At 69.8% G+C, this 18,908-nt stretch carries 17 protein-coding genes, 3 tRNA genes and 1 riboswitch; of the genes, 14 read left to right on the forward strand and 6 right to left on the reverse strand.

The features are described 5' to 3' along the window. Positions 1-37: 37 nt before the first annotated feature. The 3 genes from AB0J64_RS27755 to AB0J64_RS27765 form a co-directional block, all read right to left on the reverse strand. Positions 38-109, reverse strand: a tRNA-Gly gene (locus AB0J64_RS27755). A 91-nt stretch (positions 110-200) separates the two neighbouring features. Then, positions 201-1,997 carry an N-acetylmuramoyl-L-alanine amidase gene (locus tag AB0J64_RS27760; RefSeq protein WP_364032684.1) on the reverse strand — a complete coding sequence of 599 codons (1,797 nt, stop codon included), beginning with the start codon at positions 1,995-1,997 and terminating at the stop codon, positions 201-203. 63 nt (positions 1,998-2,060) lie between these two features. Then, positions 2,061-2,669, reverse strand: coding sequence for a TetR/AcrR family transcriptional regulator (locus AB0J64_RS27765; RefSeq protein ID WP_364032687.1), 609 nt, complete (start codon positions 2,667-2,669; stop codon positions 2,061-2,063). A 54-nt stretch (positions 2,670-2,723) separates the two neighbouring features. Between AB0J64_RS27765 and AB0J64_RS27770 the strand changes: the two genes are divergently transcribed. From AB0J64_RS27770 to AB0J64_RS27820, 11 genes are all read left to right on the forward strand, one after another. After that, positions 2,724-3,527 carry an ABC transporter ATP-binding protein gene (locus AB0J64_RS27770; protein ID WP_364032690.1) on the forward strand — a complete coding sequence of 268 codons (804 nt, stop codon included), beginning with the start codon at positions 2,724-2,726 and terminating at the stop codon, positions 3,525-3,527. Positions 3,528-3,609: 82 nt separating this feature from the next. After that, on the forward strand, positions 3,610-4,350 hold the full coding sequence (locus AB0J64_RS27775; RefSeq protein ID WP_364032693.1) for an ABC transporter permease: 741 nt from the start codon (positions 3,610-3,612) through the stop codon (positions 4,348-4,350). 80 nt (positions 4,351-4,430) lie between these two features. Continuing rightward, positions 4,431-4,706, forward strand: a complete 276-nt coding sequence (locus AB0J64_RS27780) for a hypothetical protein (RefSeq protein ID WP_364032696.1) — start codon at positions 4,431-4,433, stop codon at positions 4,704-4,706. Positions 4,707-4,720: 14 nt separating this feature from the next. Then, positions 4,721-6,541, forward strand: coding sequence for a glutamine--fructose-6-phosphate transaminase (isomerizing) (gene glmS, locus AB0J64_RS27785; protein ID WP_364032699.1), 1,821 nt, complete (start codon positions 4,721-4,723; stop codon positions 6,539-6,541). 58 nt (positions 6,542-6,599) lie between these two features. Beyond that, on the forward strand, positions 6,600-7,370 hold the full coding sequence (locus AB0J64_RS27790; protein ID WP_364032702.1) for an SAM-dependent methyltransferase: 771 nt from the start codon (positions 6,600-6,602) through the stop codon (positions 7,368-7,370). Positions 7,371-7,437: 67 nt separating this feature from the next. Next, on the forward strand, positions 7,438-8,346 hold the full coding sequence (locus tag AB0J64_RS27795; protein WP_364032705.1) for a tripartite tricarboxylate transporter substrate-binding protein: 909 nt from the start codon (positions 7,438-7,440) through the stop codon (positions 8,344-8,346). Positions 8,347-8,389: 43 nt separating this feature from the next. Beyond that, positions 8,390-8,585, forward strand: a riboswitch (cobalamin riboswitch). A gap of 121 nt (positions 8,586-8,706) precedes the next feature. Beyond that, entirely contained in the window at positions 8,707-10,851 is a 2,145-nt protein-coding gene (locus AB0J64_RS27800; RefSeq protein WP_364032708.1) for a ribonucleoside-diphosphate reductase subunit alpha, read from the forward strand. Positions 10,852-10,862: 11 nt separating this feature from the next. Continuing rightward, positions 10,863-11,858 carry a ribonucleotide-diphosphate reductase subunit beta gene (locus AB0J64_RS27805; protein WP_364032711.1) on the forward strand — a complete coding sequence of 332 codons (996 nt, stop codon included), beginning with the start codon at positions 10,863-10,865 and terminating at the stop codon, positions 11,856-11,858. 56 nt (positions 11,859-11,914) lie between these two features. Further along, a complete protein-coding gene (locus AB0J64_RS27810) occupies positions 11,915-12,931 on the forward strand; it encodes a mechanosensitive ion channel domain-containing protein (RefSeq protein WP_364032714.1) in 1,017 nt (338 codons plus the stop codon). 179 nt (positions 12,932-13,110) lie between these two features. After that, positions 13,111-13,186, forward strand: a tRNA-Pro gene (locus tag AB0J64_RS27815). Positions 13,187-13,302: 116 nt separating this feature from the next. After that, positions 13,303-13,376 (forward strand) — tRNA-Leu (locus AB0J64_RS27820). A 397-nt stretch (positions 13,377-13,773) separates the two neighbouring features. Here AB0J64_RS27820 and AB0J64_RS27825 read toward each other — a convergent pair. Continuing rightward, positions 13,774-14,460, reverse strand: a complete 687-nt coding sequence (locus AB0J64_RS27825; RefSeq protein ID WP_364032717.1) for an FCD domain-containing protein — start codon at positions 14,458-14,460, stop codon at positions 13,774-13,776. A gap of 184 nt (positions 14,461-14,644) precedes the next feature. Here AB0J64_RS27825 and AB0J64_RS27830 point away from each other — a divergent pair, with 184 nt between their 5' ends. Continuing rightward, positions 14,645-15,301 carry a hypothetical protein gene (locus tag AB0J64_RS27830; protein WP_364032720.1) on the forward strand — a complete coding sequence of 219 codons (657 nt, stop codon included), beginning with the start codon at positions 14,645-14,647 and terminating at the stop codon, positions 15,299-15,301. A 115-nt stretch (positions 15,302-15,416) separates the two neighbouring features. Here the strand turns inward: AB0J64_RS27830 and AB0J64_RS27835 are convergent, their stop codons facing one another. Continuing rightward, the gene (locus AB0J64_RS27835) at positions 15,417-17,330 is read right to left on the reverse strand and encodes a sialidase family protein (protein ID WP_364032977.1); all 1,914 of its coding nucleotides are present in this window, start codon (positions 17,328-17,330) and stop codon (positions 15,417-15,419) included. A gap of 122 nt (positions 17,331-17,452) precedes the next feature. Further along, complete coding sequence (locus tag AB0J64_RS27840) at positions 17,453-17,968, reverse strand: methyltransferase domain-containing protein (protein WP_364032723.1); 516 nt, start codon at positions 17,966-17,968, stop codon at positions 17,453-17,455. Positions 17,969-17,997: 29 nt separating this feature from the next. Here AB0J64_RS27840 and AB0J64_RS27845 point away from each other — a divergent pair, with 29 nt between their 5' ends. Next, positions 17,998-18,231, forward strand: coding sequence for a hypothetical protein (locus AB0J64_RS27845; protein WP_364032725.1), 234 nt, complete (start codon positions 17,998-18,000; stop codon positions 18,229-18,231). A 127-nt stretch (positions 18,232-18,358) separates the two neighbouring features. Then, complete coding sequence (locus AB0J64_RS27850) at positions 18,359-18,886, forward strand: acyltransferase (RefSeq protein WP_364032980.1); 528 nt, start codon at positions 18,359-18,361, stop codon at positions 18,884-18,886. Positions 18,887-18,908 lie beyond the last annotated feature (22 nt).

Here is an 18,908-nt window from a genome sequence, read left to right on the forward strand (position 1 = left end):
CTCGCCTCTCGGCCACTCCACCAGGAGTCTTGCTCCGAGCGGAAGACGGGATTCGAACCCGCGACCCTCACCTTGGCAAGGTGATGCTCTACCACTGAGCCACTTCCGCGTGAACCCCGGGCGACGTGCGCCGGGCTACGGGAAAACCATATCGCCTTCCCGGAGTGCCCGTGCGCAGCAGGAGGCTCCCGGAGCCAAATTCACTCGATCAGGCGGACGTCCTTGGCCATCACGAACATCACCCGGTGGCCGAGCTGGATCTGGTAATAGCGGAGATCGCCGGTGGTGGTGACGTGTTTGGCCGGGCTGAAGGCGCCGGCGGCGTAGTAGGAGCCGGTGATCGTGCCACCCACCGTGTACTGCTGACCAGGCCCGATCTTGTACGGGAGCGGCGCCAGCGGCTGGTAGGACGCCAGCTTGTAGGCGGACTTCTCCGGGTACGCGCGGCCGTACACCTTGGTGCCGGCCTTGAGCGGCGTGACCACAGGGCCCTTGGCGGGGACGGCGGTGGGGTTCGAGGGCGGGTTGTGGAACCAGGCCTTCTGGCCCAGATACCAGATGGCCGTCCAGTCGCCCTGCCGGGCGGCCACGGCGTAGCGCTGGCCGGTGGAGGCGCGGGCGCTCTGGTCGTACACGCTGTACGTGCCGGGCGTGCCCGGATGCTTGCCGGGGTCGCTGACCAGGGGAGACGACTCACTCGGCTGCGTGTGCAGCCAGACCGTGGCGGCGCCGTGCTTCGGGCAGTCCTTGGCCGGTTTGCCGCCGGCGCAGCCGGTGAAGCGGGACTGGTTCTCGCCGTACGACGGGCGGATCATGATGGAATCGCCGTTCTTGGCTTCTTTGAGTGGCTTGCCCATCAGGTCGAAATAGTGGGCCCAATCCCAGTACGGCCCGGGGTCGCCGTGCATGCCGGGAACAGCCTTCGGGGTGGGGCCGGGCACGTTGTCGTGGCCGAGGATGTGGGCGCGGTTGAGCGGGATGTCGTACTTGTCGGCCAGATATTTGACCAGCTTGGCCGACGAGCGGTACATCGCCTCCGTGTACCAGGTGCCCCCTTGAGCCAGGCGGCCCTCGTGCTCGATCCCTATCGAACGGGTGTTGACGTCCCAGTTGCCCGCGTGCCAGGCGATGTCGTTCGTCGGCACGTGCTGGGCGACATGCCCGTCGCCGGAGCGGATCGTGTAGTGCCAGCTCACGTACTTCGGGTCGTTGATCATGGACGGGATGCCCTTGTACGAGCCCTCGGTGTCGTGGATGACGATGTAGTCGACGGTCCTGGTCCGGCTCAGGTGGTCGTGGTTGCCGTAGTCCCGGTTGCTCTTCTTGCCGAAGCGTCTGTACGCGGCGGGCATCCATTCGCAGGCGAGGGAGGCGGGGCACTCCACGTCGGCGTTCTCGGCTTGCTCGCCGGGGGACGACAGGGCCGGTACGGGGGCGAGCCGCACCAGGAAGCCGTCGTCGGTGCGGCGCTCCACGCCCTCCCGCATCACCGAGAAGACCTCGTCGGCGAACTGCTGGGCCGCTGCCGCGTCCACGGCGCCCGAATAGTGGGCGACGGCCTCGTACCAGGCGGAGGGATCGGCGCTCGGGCGGTCCTGGTAGGAGGCGAGGAGGGCGGCGCCGGCCCTGATGTTGGCGGCGGGGTCCTGCCGCAGCGTGGCGGGATCGGCGCCGATGAGGAGCCCGGCCTGGGGGAGCGAGGCGGGCGGGTCGGCCATGCGCAGCGCCGACAGTGCCCGGTCGTGGGGGCGGGTGGCGGGCGACGCGTCCACCAGGTGCATCGGCCCGTAGCCGCCCGCCGTACTGGGCGACCCGCCGTTGGTGTCCCAGCGGGACTCCAGGTACGAGACGCCGAGCAGCACGCTCTCCGGCACGCCGTACTCCCGGGCGGCGGCGGCGAAGTCGGCCTGCCGTCCCGACGTGGACACGACAGGGGGCACGGCGGCAGGCGAGGTGAGCGTGCCGGCGATCAAGGTGGCGGTGAGCCGGATGTGCATGAGCACCCCTCGGGAACGTCACGATGCAACTACTCACCGTAGCCATTCCCCGAAAGGGATGTGTCAGACGGGTCGGATGATACGCATGAGATCAGCGAGATCATCAGCGAATTCGGCATCCCAGTCATCGGGCGTGAGGTGGCCGGCCAGCCGCTGGTGGGCGGGCATGTCGGTCCCCCGGCGGCGCCTGATGTCTTTGGAGGCGTGGGAGAAGCGCCCGCTCACCTCGGACAGCGCGAAGCCCAGCACGAACGTGCTCATCAGCCGCTCGACCCGGGGAACGTCGGCCTCCGGCACCCCCGCGTCGAGCAGCGCCTGATAGGCCAGGTCGACCAGCTTGACCCCGTCGGGCGTCACCGAGGTGCGCAGCAGCAGGAGCGGGAAGACCGCCGGGTGCTCACGGGCCAGGCGCCGGATCGCCCACGCGATCGCGCCGAGGCGCTCCTGCCACGTCTGTCCGGGGTCGTCGGGCACGAGCTCGCCGAGCAGGCGGCCGACCAGGCCGTCGAGCAGCTCATCCTTGTTCCGGAAATAGCCGTACAGGGCCATGGGGGTCACCCCGACCCGCTCGGCGACGGCCCGCATGGACAGGGCTTCGAGGCCGCGTTCGTCGGCGATCGCGAGGGCCGCGTCGAGGATTTCCGGCTGCCGGGAGGTCTTGAGCTTCCGCACGCGAACAGTCTACGGTGTAGAGCAGTCTACGCCGTAGACTACGAAGGAGGCGTCATGCTGAACGCGAACGGGCTGGTCAAGCGGTACGGCGACGTCACCGCCCTGGACGGCTTCGACCTGCGGGTGGAGCCGGGGGAGATCGCGGGTCTGGTCGGGCACAACGGCGCCGGCAAGACGACGTTCTTCGAGATCGCCGCGGGCCTGGTGCGGGCGGACGCCGGGAGCGTCGTGGCGCGGGGCGAGGTGGGGATGGCGCCCCAGCAGCTCGCCCTCTACCCCAGCGTCACCGTGCGGGAGACGCTGCGGCTGTTCGGCGGGCTCGCCGGGCTGCGGCGGCAGGCCCTGGTCAGGGCCATCGACGTCACGGCGGAGGAGATGGCGCTGACCGGGGTGCTCGACCGGCGCCTGAGCGTGCTCTCCGGCGGCCAGCAGCGCCGCACGCAGGCCGCCACCGCCCTCATGGCGGACCCCGGCGTCCTCCTCCTCGACGAGCCCACGGTGGGCGCCGACCCCGAGACCCGCGCCGCGCTCCTGGCGGCGGTGCGCCGCAGGGCGGACGGCGGCGCGGCGGTCGTCTACTGCACCCACTACCTTCCCGAGCTCACCGAGCTGGCGGCCACGATCGCCGTCGCGAGGGACGGGCGGGTCATCGCGCGGGGCACGGGCGCCGAACTGCTCAAGGGGCTGCCGGGCGAGGTGCGCGTCACGCTGGACGACGACGAGATCACGGTCTCCACCACCGATCCCACCGCCACCCTGGCCGCCCTGCTGCGTGACCTGGACCGCCCGGTGCGCGGCATCGACATCCGCCAGCCGTCGCTCGACGACCTCTACCGGGAGCTGGCCCATGCCGCGTGACCTCTGCCGGGAGCCGGCCGATGCCGCGTGACCTCTACCGGGAGCCGGCCGATGCCGCATGACCTCTACAAGGAGCCGGCCCATGCCGAGTGACGCCCTGCACCGGATCGCCGTGCTGGCCGCCCACAACGTGCTGCTGCGCAGGCGCGACCCCGCCCACCTGGTCAGCTACCTGGTCATGCCCATGGTCCTCATGCTGGTCTTCAAGTCCATGCTGGGCGAGCCCGTCCAGGTCGTCACGGGCCTGCTGGTCATGTTCTCGGTCCTGTCGATGGCCGACGTGGCCGGGGCCAGCCTCGCCGAGCGCACCTGGCACACCTGGGACCGCCTCAAGGCCACCAGGGCCGGCGTACCGGAGATCATGCTCGGCAAGGCCCTGCCGGTCTTCGCCGTGCTGGTCCTGCAGCAGTCCGTGCTGCTCGCGTACGGAATCGTCGCGGTGGGCATGCGGCCCGCCGGGCCGGTGTGGCCGCTGGCACTGGCCGTGGCGGCGTGGTGCTTCGCGCTGCTCGGCGTGGGCACGGCGCTGGCCGGGGTGGTGCGCAGCCAGGGTGAGCTGAGCACGCTCTGCAACATCGCGGCGCTGTCGGTCAGCGCGCTCGGCGGCGCGCTCGTGCCGTACTCGATGATGCCCTCCTGGGCGCAGGCGATCGCGCCGATCTCGCCCGGGTACTGGGCGACCACCATGCTCCAGGCCGCCGTCAGGGGCGACGTCGCGGGCACGGCCGGTCCGGCGGCCGTCCTCGTCGGGCTCGGCCTCGCCGCCGGTGCCTTCGCCTGGTGGCGCTTCGGTAAAGGTTGGGGCCGCGACAGCCTCCTCTAGAGGGCTGCCGGAGTTAAATCCTGCCCGATTTCGGGCAGGATGATGGCGTGTCTCGTTCCAGATGCGTAGTGTCCTCCTCTGTGTCCACCGCACGGCATCCCTACGAAGATCTCATCGCCCACCTCACCGAGACGAGCCCCTTGAGTCCGGGCGAGGCCGCGCGCGTGGTCGCCGACGTGCTGTCGTACTTCTCCGAGTCCGTCGAGGAGTACGTCCGCCGCCGTCACGGAGAGCTGAAGTCGCGCGGTCACACCAACGACGAGATCTTCCCGAGGATCGCCCGCGACTTACGCGGTCGCCGAGTAGCGGCACCCGAGCTGTCCCTGCGGCAGCTGCGCAGGATCATTTACGGATAAAAGAGGAGACCTCTATGTGCGGAATCGTGGCCTACGTCGGTCCGAGGGAGGCGGCACCCATCCTGCTGGAGGGCATGCAGCGGCTGGAGTACCGAGGCTATGACTCGGCCGGGGTCGTGGTGTCCAACCGAGGGCTCAAGGTGCGCAAGGTCAAGGGCCGCGTGGCCGACCTGGCCAAGGTGATGCCGGCGAGGTTCAAGGGCACCCTCGGCATCGGCCACACCCGGTGGGCCACGCACGGCGTGCCGAGCGACGAGAACGCGCATCCGCACCTGTCCGCCGACGAGCGCATCGCCGTCGTGCACAACGGCATCATCGAGAACGCCGGCGAGCTGCGCGCCAAGCTGCAGGCCGACGGCGTGGCGTTCGCCTCCGACACCGACACCGAGGTGCTCGCGCACCTGATCGCCCGCGCCGTCGACGAGAACGACACCCTCGAGGAGGCGGTCAGGAAGACGCTCAAGAGCATCGTCGGCACGTACGGCATCGCGGTCATCGACCGCGACCGGCCCGGCGAGGTGGTCGTGGCGCGCAACGGCAGCCCGATCGTGCTGGGCATCGGCGAGAAGGAGATGTTCGCCGCGTCCGACGTGGCCGCGCTCGTCCGCTACACCCGTCAGGTCGTCCACCTGGAGGACGGCGAGCTGGCCGTGCTCAAGGCCGACGGCTTCCACACCTTCGCCAGCGACGCCCGCGAGACGGCCAAGGAGCCGCTGACCGTCGACTGGGACGCCGGGCACTACGACACCGGCGGCTACGAGCACTACCTGCTCAAGGAGATCTCCGAGCAGCCCGAGACGATGACCCGCACGATGAGCGGCCGGCTCGACGAGCGCTTCCACGTGGCCCACCTCGGCGGCCTGAACATGGACGCCCGCGAGACCCGCTCCTTCCGCCGGGTGAAGATCATCGGCTGCGGGTCGGCGTACTACTCGGGGCAGATCGGCGCGCAGCTCATCGAGGAGCTGGCCAGGATCCCCGCCGACGCCGAGCCCGCCAGCGAGTTCCGCTACCGCAACCCGGTCGTCGACCCCGACACGCTCTACGTCGCGATCAGCCAGTCGGGGGAGACGTACGACACGCTCGCCGCCGTGCAGGAGCTCAAGCGCAAGGGCGGCCGCGTCATCGGCATCGTCAACGCGGTCGGCAGCGCCATCGCCCGCGAGGTCGACGGCGGCATCTACCTGCACGCGGGGCCCGAGGTGTCGGTGGCCTCGACCAAGGCGTTCACCTCGACGTCGGTGGCGTTCGCGCTGCTCGCGCTCCACCTGGGCAGGGTGCGTGACCTGTCGCCCGCCGACGGGCGGCGCATCGTGGAGGGCCTGCGCCGGCTGCCGGGGCAGATCGAGGAGATCCTCGCGCAGGGCGACAAGATCGCCGAGCTGGCGCAGAAGTACGCCAAGCACCCGAGCATGATGTTCGTGGGCCGCGTGCGCGGCTACCCGGTGGCCAGGGAAGGCGCGCAGAAGCTCAAGGAGATCTCGTACGTGCACGCCGAGGCGTACCCGGCCAGCGAGCTCAAGCACGGGCCGCTCGCGCTGATCGGCCCCGAGATGCCGACGGTCGCGATCGTCCCCGACGACGAGCTGCTCGACAAGAACCTCACCACGCTCGGCGAGATCCGCGCGCGCGGCGGCCAGGTGGTCATGGTCGGCCACCGCGAGCCCGACGCCAAGCTGGCCGACGACGTGATCGTGATCCCCAAGAACGAGATCGAGCTCGACCCGATCCTGCTCACGATCCCGTTGCAGCTGCTCGCGTACCATGCCGCGGTGGCGCTCGGCCGCGATGTGGACAAGCCGCGCAATCTAGCCAAGAGTGTCACGGTCGAATAAAGAGGCCAATTTGGCCTCAAACCTCGTTATCTCGCTGCGGACGGCATAAATTCGATACGTGCGGCAGTTCGACCATGAGACGCCCAATCTCGCACGCATGTACGACTACATGCTCGGCGGGAAGGACAACTTCGCGGTCGACCGCCAGGCCATCGAGCAGCTCGCCGAGCTGATCCCGGCGGCGGTCCCGCTGGCCCGCGCGAACCGGGCGTTCCTCCAGCGTGCCGTGCGCTACGTCGCCGCCGCCGGGGTACGCCAGTTCCTCGACCTGGGCAGCGGGCTGCCGACCCAGGGCAGCGCGCACGAGGTGGCGCCGGAGGCCAGGGTCGTCTATGTCGATCACGATCCGGTCGTCGCCGCCCACGCCAAGGCCCTGCTCGGACGTTCGAGCAGGGCCGCCTTCGTTCAGGCGGACCTCCTGGACGCCGACGCGGTGCTGGCCAAGGCGGGCGCGTTCCTGGATCTGCGCAGGCCGGTCGGGGTGCTGCTGGTGTCGATCCTGCACTTCCTGCCGGACTCGGCGGGGCCGCAGCGGGCGGTGGCCCGCCTGCGCGAGAGGCTGGCGCCGGGCAGCCACCTCGTGATCACCCATGCCACGTCGATGGGCCGCCTGGAGGACGAGCGGCGATACCGGGGCGCCTCCACGGAGGAGCCGGGTGCCGGCACCGACCGCGCGCCCGCCGAGATCCGCGCGTTCTTCGGCGGCTTCCCGCTGGAGCCGCCGGGGCTCGTACAGGCTGTCGACTGGCGTCCCGACCGGCCCAAGCTGGTCGGCGACTGGTCGCTCCCGTCGTCGCTCATGGCCGGAGTCGGCAAGAAGCCACTCTGAGAGAAATGTGTATCTCTGCGTAAATTGCCAATAACTCCCTGTAAGTGATTGCTCGGGGGAGAGGCACATGCGCCGTCGACGGTTCTTCGCAGGAGGGCTGGCCGTGGCCGTGTGCGCGGTCGGCTGCGGTACGGAGCGCGCCCCCGGAGGCGCGGCGGCCCTGCGTGCCCGATTCTCGATCAACCCGGAGGGGCGCCGGTGGGCGCGCGTCGGGCAGGTGTTCGCCGGTGCGGTCCGCGCGGCGGGGTACCAGATCGGCGCCGGCACGAAGGTCACCCTGAGCGGCCTGCCGGCCCTGGCCGCCGCCGAGGTGAACGGCCGCCAGGCCCTGCTCACCACGACGACCCCGCTGGCGCGGCTCAGCGGCGAGGTCGAAGTCGTGGTCGTGTCCGGCAAATCCCGCTTCAGGGACTTCGAGGACTTCGGCGCCCACCTGGCCGCCAAGCCGGGCCAGACGCCGCTGGTGGGCGGGCCGCAGGGCGAGCCCGACCACCTGCTGTTCGGCCTCATCGCCAAGGGGCTCGGCGCGGACACCAGGCGGATGGACTACACCGGGTATCCCAGCAGCGAGGAGGCCGCCACCGCGCTGCTGTCCGGCAAGGCCACGGCCGCCGCGGGCCTGCTCGCCGACTGGCGCGCCGGCATCGGCGCGGGCCGGGTCAGGGCGCTCGCCGTCTCCTCGGCCAGGCGGGTGCCGGAACTGGACGCTCCGACGCTGCTGGAGTCCGGCGTACGGGTGGACTTCGCGGACTGGGTGGCGGCCTTCGGCCCCGAGGCCATGCCGGACGGGGCCCGCGAGGCGGCCATCCGCATGTGCGACGACGTCACCGGCTCGCCGGCCTGGGACGCGGCCTGCCGTTCCGAAGGGTGGATCTCGATCCCGCTGAGCGGCGAGGACTTCGAGCTCTGGCTGAGCACCGAGGTCGAGCGCACGCGCGCCGTACTGCGGGATCTCGGACTGCTCGACAAGCCCTGAGCCACAACATCCTGGGTCAGTTGCGGGAACGGCTACTAGATGTAGGATCCTCCTCGTCGCTGGTTCGCCTCCACGGAGGCGGAGCAAAAGGGAACCCGGTGCGATTCCGGGGCTGCCCCGCAGCGGTGAGCGGGAACGACCGCCGTCATACGCACTGGAGTGATCTGGGAAGCGACGGCCAGTAGGAAACGATGGTGCGCCCGCGAGCCCGAAGACCTGCCAGCGGTGTGCCGGGCTGCCCGTCCGGCATGAAGTGACCATGGCCTCGAGGGAGGGCCGGGGAGCGAACCGCGGCGGGTGCTGCCTGCCGCCGTGCTCTCGCGTGCCCTCACAGGGGACGAGCTCGCGAGGAGAGAGCACGTGACGCAGATCATCGGGATCGACCGCCGGCTGGCCATCGAGGAGGCCGCCGCCCGGGTCATCGCCGATCCGGCCAACTCCCGGGTCGCCGCCCGGCTGCTGGCCGAGGAGATCGCCGACGAGGCGGCCACGCACGGGGTGCGGTCGTTCTCCGAGTCCATCGCCGCCACCCACGCAGCCGGGCTGATCCAGGACGGGCTGGCGGAGTTCGTCGCCGCGCACGCGGCGGAGCTGGACGCGCTGGTCGCCGCCGAGGCGGATGACCGGTTCGAGTATTTCGGGTTGCGCACCGTCTATGACCGTTACCTGCTGCGCCACCCCGAGACGCGGGCGGTGCTGGAGCGGCCGCAGCACTTCTTCCTCCGCGTGGCCTGCGGGCTGTCGGAGTCGGTCGAGGAGGCCGCCGAGCTCTACGCGCTCATGTCCACGCTGTCGTACCTGCCCAGCTCGCCCACGCTGTTCAACGCGGGCGCGCGCCGGCCGCAGCTGTCGTCGTGCTTCCTGCTCGACTCGCCGCGCGACGAGCTGGAGGCGATCTACGACAGGTACGGGCAGGTGGCCCGGCTGTCCAAGTACGCGGGAGGCATCGGCATCTCCTGGACCCGGGTGCGCTCGCGCGGCTCGCTGATCCGGGGCACGAATGGCCACTCCAACGGCATCGTCCCCTGGCTGCGCACGCTCGACGCCTCCGTCTCGGCGGTCAACCAGGGCGGGCGGCGCAAGGGCGCGGCCTGCGTCTATCTCGAGACCTGGCACGCCGACATCGAGGAGTTCCTGGAGCTGCGCGACAACACCGGCGAGGACGCCCGCCGCACCCACAACCTCAACCTGGCCAACTGGGTGCCCGACGAGTTCATGCGCCGGGTCGAGGCGGACGAGGTCTGGTCGCTGTTCGACCCGAAGGAGGTGCCCGACCTGACCGACCTGTACGGGGAGGCGTTCACGGCGGCGTACCGCGCCTATGAGGCCGCGGGGCGATATGTCCGGCAGATCCCGGCGAGGACGTTGTACGGCCGGATGATGCGCACGCTCGCCCAGACCGGCAACGGCTGGATGACGTTCAAGGACGCCGCCAACCGCACCTCCAACCAGACCGCCCGCCCCGAGAACGTCATCCACCTGTCGAACCTGTGCACCGAGATCCTGGAGGTCACCAGCGACGGGGAGACCGCGGTCTGCAACCTCGGCTCGATCAACCTCGCCGCCCATCTCGCCGGTGGTGACATGGACTGGGAGCGGCTGCGCGGCACCGTGCGCACCGCCGTGCGCTTCCTGGACAGGACCATCGACCTGGGCTTCTACCCCACCTCCGAGGCCGAGGCGGCCAACAGGCGCTGGCGGCCGATCGGGCTCGGCGTGATGGGCCTGGCCGACGTGTTCTTCGCGCTGCGGCTGCCGTTCGACTCGCCGCGCGCCCTGGAGCTGTCCACGCGGATAGCGGAGGAGATCGCGCTGGCCGCGTACGACACCTCGGCCGACCTCGCGGCCGAGCGCGGCCGGCACCCGTCGTACGCCGACACGCGGGCGGCCGGGGGAGTGCTGCACCCGGACCACTACGGCGCCGGGACCTCGCCGCGCTGGGCGGCGCTGCGGGAGAAGGTCGCGGTGACCGGCCTGCGCAACTCGCTCATGATCGCCATCGCGCCGACCGCCACGATCGCCTCCATCGCCGGCTGCTACGAGTGCATCGAGCCGCAGGTGTCCAACGTGTTCAAGCGCGAGACCCTGTCCGGGGAGTTCCTGCAGGTCAACCGGTATCTGGTGGCCGACCTGCAGGCGCGCGGGCTGTGGACGCAGGAGATGCGCGACGCCATCAAGCGGGCCGACGGCTCGGTCCAGGAGGTCTCCGGCATTCCGGATGACCTCAAGCAGCTCTACCGCACGGCCTGGGAGCTGCCGCAGAAGGCGCTGATCGACCTGGCCGCCGCGCGCCAGCCGTACATCGACCAGTCGCAGTCCCTGAACCTCTTCATGGCCAGCCCGACCATCGGCAAGCTCTCGTCGATGTACGCCTACGCCTGGAAGCAGGGCCTGAAGACCACGTACTACCTGCGCTCGCGCCCCGCCACCCGCATCGCCCAGACCACCGTCGCGGCTCCGGTGTGCTCCTTGGAGAACCCGGAGACCTGCGAGGCCTGCCAGTAAGGAGACCTGCCATGCTGCTCGACCCGGGAATGGACCTCACGCTCCGGCCCATGCGCTACCCCGACTTCTACGAACGGTATCGCGCGGCCATCCGCAACACGTGGACCGTCGAGGAGGTGGACCTCCACACCGACCTCGCCGACCTGGCCAGGATGACGCCCCAGGAGCGGCACCTGATCAACCGGCTGGTCGCGTTCTTCGCCACCGGCGACTCCATCGTGGCCAACAACCTCGTGCTCAACCTCTACCAGCACGTCAACGCCCCCGAGGCGCGTCTCTATCTCAGCAGGCAGCTGTTCGAGGAGGCCGTGCACGTCCAGTTCTACCTGACCCTGCTGGACACGTACCTTCCGGATCCTGCCGAGCGGGTGAAGGCCTTCGCCGCGATCGACCACATCCCCTCGATCCGCGACAAGGCGGAATTCTGCTTCAAGTGGATCGACTCGATCAACGAGTTGCAGCGCCTGGAGAGCCGGGACGACCGCCGGCGCTTCCTCCTGAACCTGATCTGCTTCGCCGCCTGCATCGAGGGCCTGTTCTTCTACGGCGCCTTCGCGTACGTGTACTGGTTCCGCTCCCGTGGGCTGCTCGGAGGCCTGGCCACCGGGACGAACTGGGTCTTCCGCGACGAGTCCATGCACATGGAGTTCGCCTTCAGCGTGGTGGACACCGTGCGGGCGGAGGAACCGGAGCTCTTTGGCGATGATTTGGCCAAACAGGTTACCCTCATGCTGGAGGAGGCCGTGGCGGCCGAGCTGGCCTTCGCCGAGGACCTGTGCGGGGACGGCATGCCCGGCATGGGGGTCGGGCAGATGCGCCAGTACCTCGAATACGTCGCCGATCAGCGGCTGGTCCGGCTGGGACTGCCCAAGAGGTACGGCTCGGCGAACCCGTTCGCGTTCATGGAGTTGCAGGACGTCCAGGAGCTGGCGAACTTCTTCGAACGTCGGGTCTCTGCGTATCAAGTGGCAGTTGAGGGCAATGTGACCTTTGACGAGACTTTCTAGACATTGGGGGCATAGGCGTGCAGTCTCCGGCGGACTGGCCGATTCTCGTAATCTCGGTGATCGGATCGATCCTCCTGGTTGAGCTGGTGCGGAGGGCGCTGAACAGGGTCGGGCGCAAATGGTCGCTCGCCCGGCACCTGGTGGAGCACTGCACGTGGCCGGCGTTCGCGGTGGCGGTCGTCGTGGCCTGCAACCTCGTCTTCGAGCCGGGGATGTTCGGCTCCGGCCCGGGGGAGCCGGGCGTCGCGGCGACGGTGCAGCGGGCGCTCGGCCTGGCGACGATCGGCGCGGTCACCTGGCTGATCGTGCAGGTCTCGTACGCCCTGACGGACGTCGTACTCGAGCGGCTCGTGCTGGTCGAAGGGGAGCGCAACCGCAGGGCGCGGCGGATCAGGACGCAGATCGCGCTGGTCCGCCGCATCGCCGCCGCGGTCATCATCGTGATCGCGATCGGCGCCATGCTCTTCTCCTTCCCCCAGGTCCGCGCGCTCGGAGCGGGCATCCTGGCCTCGGCGGGTATCGCGGGCGCCATCGTCGGCATCGCCGCCCAGCCGACCATCGGCAACGCCCTGGCCGGCCTCCAGCTCGCCTTCAGCGACGCGCTCCGGCTCGACGACGTGGTCGTGGTGGAGGACGAATGGGGCAGGATCGAGGAGCTGACGCTCACGTACGTCGTCGTGCGCCTGTGGGACGAGCGCCGCCTGGTCCTGCCGGTGTCCTACTTCACGCAGAACCCGTTCGAGAACTGGACCCGGCACGGCAGCCGGGTCCTCGCCGTCGTCCTCCTGCGCGTGGACTGGTCGGTGCCGGTCCCGAAACTGCGGGACGCGCTCTACGAGTTCCTGCAGGGCAACCCGCTGTGGGACCAGAAGGACTGGACGCTCCAGGTCACCGACGTGCTCACGAACGGACTGGTGGAACTGCGCGCCCTGATGAGCGCCGCGGACTCGCCGTCCGCATGGGACCTCAAGTGCGACGTACGCGAGTTCCTGGTCAACTACGTCAGGGACAACTACCCGGACTCGCTGCCCCGCTTCCGCGTGGACACCCCGGAATCCCGCCTGCGCCATTAAATACGTGGCGCGGGGCCGATCAAGCCTTTACCGTGGACATTGTCCAGCAGCACGAAGAAAGGCGGCGAAGTGAGCACGCACCTGGCCCTCCCCGAGCCGTCGCAGAGGCTTTCCGGATAATCCTCGAATTGTTTCGGAGAGCCGTCTCGGATTCCCCGGGGCGGCTTATTTTTTGACGACCGAGTGTGGGGCAGTTTGGTCAGCCCGCCTGCCTTGGGAGCAGGAGCACCGCAGGTTCGAATCCTGCCACTCGGACGGCGGCCCTGAAGGGAAAGGGCCGCGGGCCACGGCCTGGCCGACGGGATTGGCGCCCCTCGGCCGGACCCGGCCCACGCCCCGGGCCGGCCCACGCCAGCCAAGCCCGGGGCCCAGCCGCTCTAGCCCAACGGCAAGAGGCGCCGCCCTCAGGAGGCGGAGGTTCAGGGTTCGAATCCCTGGGGCGGCACCCTGAACTTTTGCCGCACGTCTTCCTTCCTGCGACGCCGGCGCACGCTGCGCGGCCCAGCGGCCATGTGGGCCGACCACCACTGCGAGCCTCGGCCGGGAAGCACATGTTCGGGTCCGCCCGCACCCGCTGATCGATGGCCAACAAGCCGGCTGGCCGATTCGGGGAGCCTATCGCGGTCAGCCGCGTTGGGAACATCGAGGACCTTGGCAAGGGAGCGCACAGGCGGAACCGGGTGGTGTGGCACTGGACCGGCCCCCTGGCCCATGCTTATCCGGCACGACGATCCGACGAACGCGGCGCGGGTAGACATGAGGCATGCAGGCTAAAGCGATCAATACGGTGATCAACCGATTGGGCATCTGAAAACCCGGCCGGGCTGGCGCGCCTTGATCTCTCAGGTCGGCGCGGGTACTGGCCGGGCCTCCGCCCACGCGATGCGCGCCTTGACGTCGCGGAAGTGCAGCCGCATCGCCTCCCGCGCGGCTTCGGCGTCCCGAGCGCGTAGCGCCGCCACGATCCGGCGGTGGTTGACGGCGATCTCCTCGGTCCGCTCCTCCGGCGGGCCGAGCGTCGGCTCGACCTCGTGGTAGACGTCCCAGAACAGGCCGATCAGCTGCAGCACCAGTTCGTTGCCGCACGAGTCGTACAGCAGCGCATGGAACGCCCGATCGGCTTCCCGGTCCCGATCCATGCCATTGGCCAGGGCCTCCAACGCGGCGAGCCGGGGGGCGCTGGTGCTCTGAGCCACCTGGCCGATCAGCCCGGTCTCGAGTAGCTCGCGGACTTCGACCAGATCGTGCAGCGCGCGGATCCCGCCCGGCCCCGAACGTACCCGGAAGGCAAACGACGGAGTCAGCGCGTCGAGCGACGCGTGCCCGACGAACGTCCCATGTCCGTGCCGGATCTCGACGATGCCCAACGCCTGCAGGGCCCGCACGGCCTCGCGGACGCTGTTGCGGCTCGTCCCGAGCAGCTCCATCAATTGCACTTCGGTCGGCATCGGTGACCCAGGGGCGAGCCCGCGCTCGTGAATCAGGGCGACGATGCGCTCCTGAAGTGACGCGTCGTCACGTGTACGCATGCCACCCCCAGGCTCGTCGAAGGCCTCGCGTCGAACATCCCACCTCTTGGTACCGGAAGGCCAGCCCGGTACTGGAAAGTTTACGCCGACGACACAGATGACCCCCCGGACGGACATGACCTGTTCGCGCGCTCATCCAGGACATAGGATGTTCTACGTCTACCCGAACGGATGACGGGGGGCCGTGGAGGCATTGACGCGGGGGTCGCTCGGTGGCACGTGGGGCACGGTCCTACTGCCCATCCGGGACGACGACTCGATCGACTGGACGCGCCTTGAGGCGGCGCTGGACGTGCTCGTCGCCGCCGCCGACCCGGTGCCGCTCGTGCTGTACAACCCGCCGCACGCCAAGACGCAGGTGCCGGCCGACCTGTATCCGGTGATCCGCCGCGAGGTTCCCGCGGTCATCGGGATCAAGGTGGCAGGCGGCGACGCGCGGTGGTACGCGGAGCTGCGGCGTCACGCGGCCGGCCTCGCCGTCTTCGTCGCCGGCCATAGCCTGGCGACCGGCTGGCGGCACGGCGCCGCCGGCTCCTACTCGAACATCGCCGCCCTCAGCCCGGCCGGCGCCATGGCATGGCAGCGGATGATCGTCGCGCGACCCGATGCCGCGCTCGATGGGGAACGACGAATCCACGAGTTCTTCGCCGCGCATGTTCATCGGCTCCAGCACAGCGGTTACGCCAACCCCGCGCTGGACAAGTTCCTGGCCCACCTCGGTGGCTGGGCCGACATCGGCACTCGAGTCCGGTGGCCGTACGAGTCGGTCGACGCCTCGCTCGCCGTACGGCTCAGGCCACTGGCCCGGGCACAACTGCCTGAGCTCTTCCCAGGGGAGTAGCACGCCCCCACCGGACGTAGGACGTCCTTCGCAGCCCCTCTGCGTCAGACACCGTCAAGGCAAGGCGATGGCGCCCGCCGGGGCCCGCGAGCGCCATCGCCAACCGGTAGTCCCTTTAACCGACGTGATCGAACGGCAGCCGCAGCCCGAGCTGACCGCCGATCGGGAGGTTCCACTGCCGGATCAGGTCCAGCTCGGCATCGGCGAGGGCGCGCCGGTAGACGCGTACCTCGTCCAGCGTCCCGCGGAAGCGGTCCACACCGTCCATCCGCTGCCCGATGTGGATTCCCTCGAGCCCGAACTCCTTGCCGAGGGTCAGCGAACCGGCCGGCGCCGCCGCCGACGAGACCTGCACGCCGTCCACCAGGAGCCGCAGCTCACCGCGTACCCGCTGGAGCACCACGAAGTGCCACTGCCCGTCGTTGTACGCGCTCGGCGACTGTACGGTCACGTTGAACCGGTCGACGGACAGGACCGCCCGGATGCGGTTGCTGGCCGGTTCGGCCCGCAGCCACAGTGCCGGCGGGTTGGTGCCCCTGTTCACCCGGTGGAACCAGAGGATCGTGTGCGCGCCGGCCTTTTCCGAGTACCGGATCCAGGAGGTCAGTGTGAAGTCCTTCGCGCCGAGGTCGATGGAGTCGTTGAACGGCACCTCCACCCGGTCGTCCACCCGGTCCAGAGCCAGCCCGTTGCCGAACCGCCCGTCGGTGGTCTGCGCACCACCGCGAACGTACGCCTGGTTGCGGTACGGCGACTTGTCCGGCGTCGTCGGGCCGGGCGCAGGGGGGCCGGGGATGCCGGGCGGGGTGCCGTTCGGCGTCTCCAGGTACGCCTCGTTGAACCGTGCGAAGCGGATCTGCTCGTACGGCGTGATGGTGCCGGCCTCGTACATCAGGGCCGCTTCGTCGCCGTCCAGACGCACCATGTCCGAGTACGCCGACGGCCCCCAGGAGAAGACCTTGCCCTCGTCCCAGGTCTCGAAGTGGCGTCCCTCGTCGTAGGACGACCGGATTCCCATCGCTTCCCGGGCGCCCGGGTGCATCGGCGAGGAGAAGAGGATGCGCCCGTCGCTGAACCGCAGCAGCGCCGCCTGGACGTCGGTCGTCGCGAGCGCCGGCATCGTGCGGAACGGAGCGTCCCACGTCTGGCCGCTGTCGCTGCTGGTCGCGTACGCCCGGCTGCCCTCGTCGGTGCCGCGCTCACGGGCCGAGGCGTAGATCCGCCCGTCGGTCAGCTCGACGACGGTGACCTCCTGGGCGATGACCGTGCCGTCATCGCGGGACGTCTCGGCGCCGATGTTCCACGTCGCCCCGCTGTCGTCGCTGTAGAGCAGGTGCGTGCCGTAGACGTGCTTGCCGACCCGGTCCCAGCTCTCGAAATTCGCCCCGACGACCAGCCGCCCGGCGTGCGGGCCCCGCGTGAGCTGGATACCGTGCATCGGGCCGGTGGCGTACCAGAAATTCCACTCCGGACGCTTGCCCTCGGTCATCTCCCTGGCGGCCGACCAGGTCGCCCCGTGGTCGTCACTGAACTGCACCCAGGGGTCGCGGTCGCAGCCGTTCGGGCACGGCTCCGGACCGTTGTGGGTGCTCACCAGCACGACCCGCCCGGTACGCTCGTCGACGATCGGTACCGGGTTGCCGTGGGTCGTGCCGTTGCCCTCCGAGACCACCTGCAGCGGGCCCCAGGTCCGCCCGCCGTCGGCGGAACGGCGCAGCACGAGGTCGATGTCCTCGTCGTCGCCGCAGTCCTTCACCCGTCCTTCGGCGAACGCGAGGAGCATGCCGTTCGTGGCCCGCACCACGGCGGGGATCCGGAAGCAGCCGTATCCGAAGTCGCCCTGCTTGTAGAGCACCTGCTCGTCCACGAACGGTGCGGTGTCGGCGGTCGCGCCGGCCTCGAGGGTTTCCGCGGTCGCCGGCACGCCGAACGCGCTGACGAGTAGGCCGGCGAGCACCACTACGGCGCCCGCCCGGCGGCGCCGGGAGCGACGCCCGGCACGGCCCTCCGGGGGATGGCCATCGTGCATGTCCACGCCCTTCCTGACAGGAGACGTTTACTGGGGGGACATCCTACGTCCAACGTCCAACGTTAAATAGATGGCGAACGTAGAATGTTTCTGTAGGATCGTCACGATGTCCGAGGCGCGTTCTATGGTCGTGTGGCGCGGACGTAGTAGAGCAGGTGCGGCAGGTCGCCTTCGGACTCCACCTGGAAACCGGCGTCGGGGATCATGATGCCCAGCAGGTCGCGTGGGTCGTGCTGCATGGCGGGACCGCTGAGGGCACCGATGAGGTGTCTGGCCAGGGGGTTGGCGGGCGAGCGGAACTCGGCGATGAGCAGGCGGCCACAAGGCCGGAGGACGCGGAACATCTGGCGTAGCGCCTCGGGCCGGGCATCGGTGGGGATGTGGTGGACGGCGAGGCTGGAGATCACCAGGTCGAACGAGTCATCGGGGAACGGCAGGTTCTCGTCTTCGCCCTGCACATAGGTGCAGTTGCCGGGGGCGTGCCCGGTGGCGTAGTCGATCATCGCGGGGGACGGGTCGATGCCGGCGACGCGGCCGCTGGTGGTGACCACCGGGGCGAGGATGCGGCTGAGGTATCCGGTGCCGCAGCCGACGTCCAAGACCCGGTCCCCGGCCCGTGGTCTCGCCGCCGTCGCCACGCGGGTGAAGGCGGCGCGGCGGCGGTCACGTGCACGCTCGTGGCGAGCAGCTCCTCGCCACCGTGGTCAGGAACGAGCTCGTGGCCGCGGGCGCGCGGACGCCGGTCTCGCTCGATCTGCTGGTGGTGTGCGTGGTCGGCGCGTTCATGGGGCTGCTGCGGGCGTGGGTGGACGGCGAGACCGCCGCTACACCCGTCGAGCTGGATGCCGCCCTCCGCGCGGCCGTCGAGCCGGGCGTGCGGGCGGCGTTGGGTCAGGAGTAGCTGAGGACGAAAGGCACCACCAGAAAGGCGAGAGCCGCGGTCCAGAACGCGCCCGCGTTGCGTTCGAGAGGCCGGCGATGACGATGTGCCGGCCCGCGGATCATCGCTCCGATACGTTTGGCGTGTGGTGACGGCCCCTCCCCAAGCTCCTCAAGCCGCGCACACCGCGCCAACCCGACTGGCGTGGCTGGATGCGTTGCGTGGCGTCGGGGCGCTCGCGGTCGTGGGCGAGCACCTGACGACCTGGGCGATGCCCTGGTTACGCCCCACTTCGTTCAACCTGGGCGTGTACGGCGTCTTGGTCTTCTTCCTGGTCAGCGGGTACATCATCCCGGCCTCACTGGAACGGCAGGGCGGCGTGCGGGCCTTCTGGATCGGCCGGCTCTTCCGCCTCTATCCGCTCTACCTCGCGGTCATCGGCGTGGTGCTGGCTCTGTCGTGGTGGATCCCCGTACGCGAGGAGGTGCCCAGGGACGCTTCCTCGGTGGCCGCGCACGCGACGATGCTGATGGACGCCGTCGGGGCGGCAGGCGTGCTGAACACCATGTGGACGTTGTCGTATGAGATGGTCTTCTACTTGCTGGTCGCCGCGCTGTTCGTGACCGGCGTGCGTGACCACCGCGCTCTGCGGACACTGACGAAAGTAAGGGCGTGAGCCTGCCTTTCGGGCATGTCAG

This window comes from Nonomuraea sp. NPDC049695, assembly GCF_040674955.1.
Classification (GTDB): Bacteria; Actinomycetota; Actinomycetes; order Streptosporangiales; family Streptosporangiaceae; genus Nonomuraea; species Nonomuraea helvata.

Excerpts from the sequence above, each read along its gene's own strand:
- AB0J64_RS27805 (WP_364032711.1), top strand. The coding sequence starts at position 10,863 with ATGCTGCTCGACCCGGGAATGGACCTCACGCTCCGGCCCATGCGCTAC.
- AB0J64_RS27795 (WP_364032705.1), top strand. The coding sequence starts at position 7,438 with ATGCGCCGTCGACGGTTCTTCGCAGGAGGGCTGGCCGTGGCCGTGTGC.
- AB0J64_RS27760 (WP_364032684.1), bottom strand. The coding sequence starts at position 1,997 with ATGCACATCCGGCTCACCGCCACCTTGATCGCCGGCACGCTCACCTCG.
- AB0J64_RS27825 (WP_364032717.1), bottom strand. The coding sequence starts at position 14,460 with ATGCGTACACGTGACGACGCGTCACTTCAGGAGCGCATCGTCGCCCTG.
- glmS (WP_364032699.1), top strand. The coding sequence starts at position 4,721 with ATGTGCGGAATCGTGGCCTACGTCGGTCCGAGGGAGGCGGCACCCATC.
- AB0J64_RS27835 (WP_364032977.1), bottom strand. The coding sequence starts at position 17,330 with ATGCACGATGGCCATCCCCCGGAGGGCCGTGCCGGGCGTCGCTCCCGG.
- AB0J64_RS27770 (WP_364032690.1), top strand. The coding sequence starts at position 2,724 with ATGCTGAACGCGAACGGGCTGGTCAAGCGGTACGGCGACGTCACCGCC.
- AB0J64_RS27775 (WP_364032693.1), top strand. The coding sequence starts at position 3,610 with ATGCCGAGTGACGCCCTGCACCGGATCGCCGTGCTGGCCGCCCACAAC.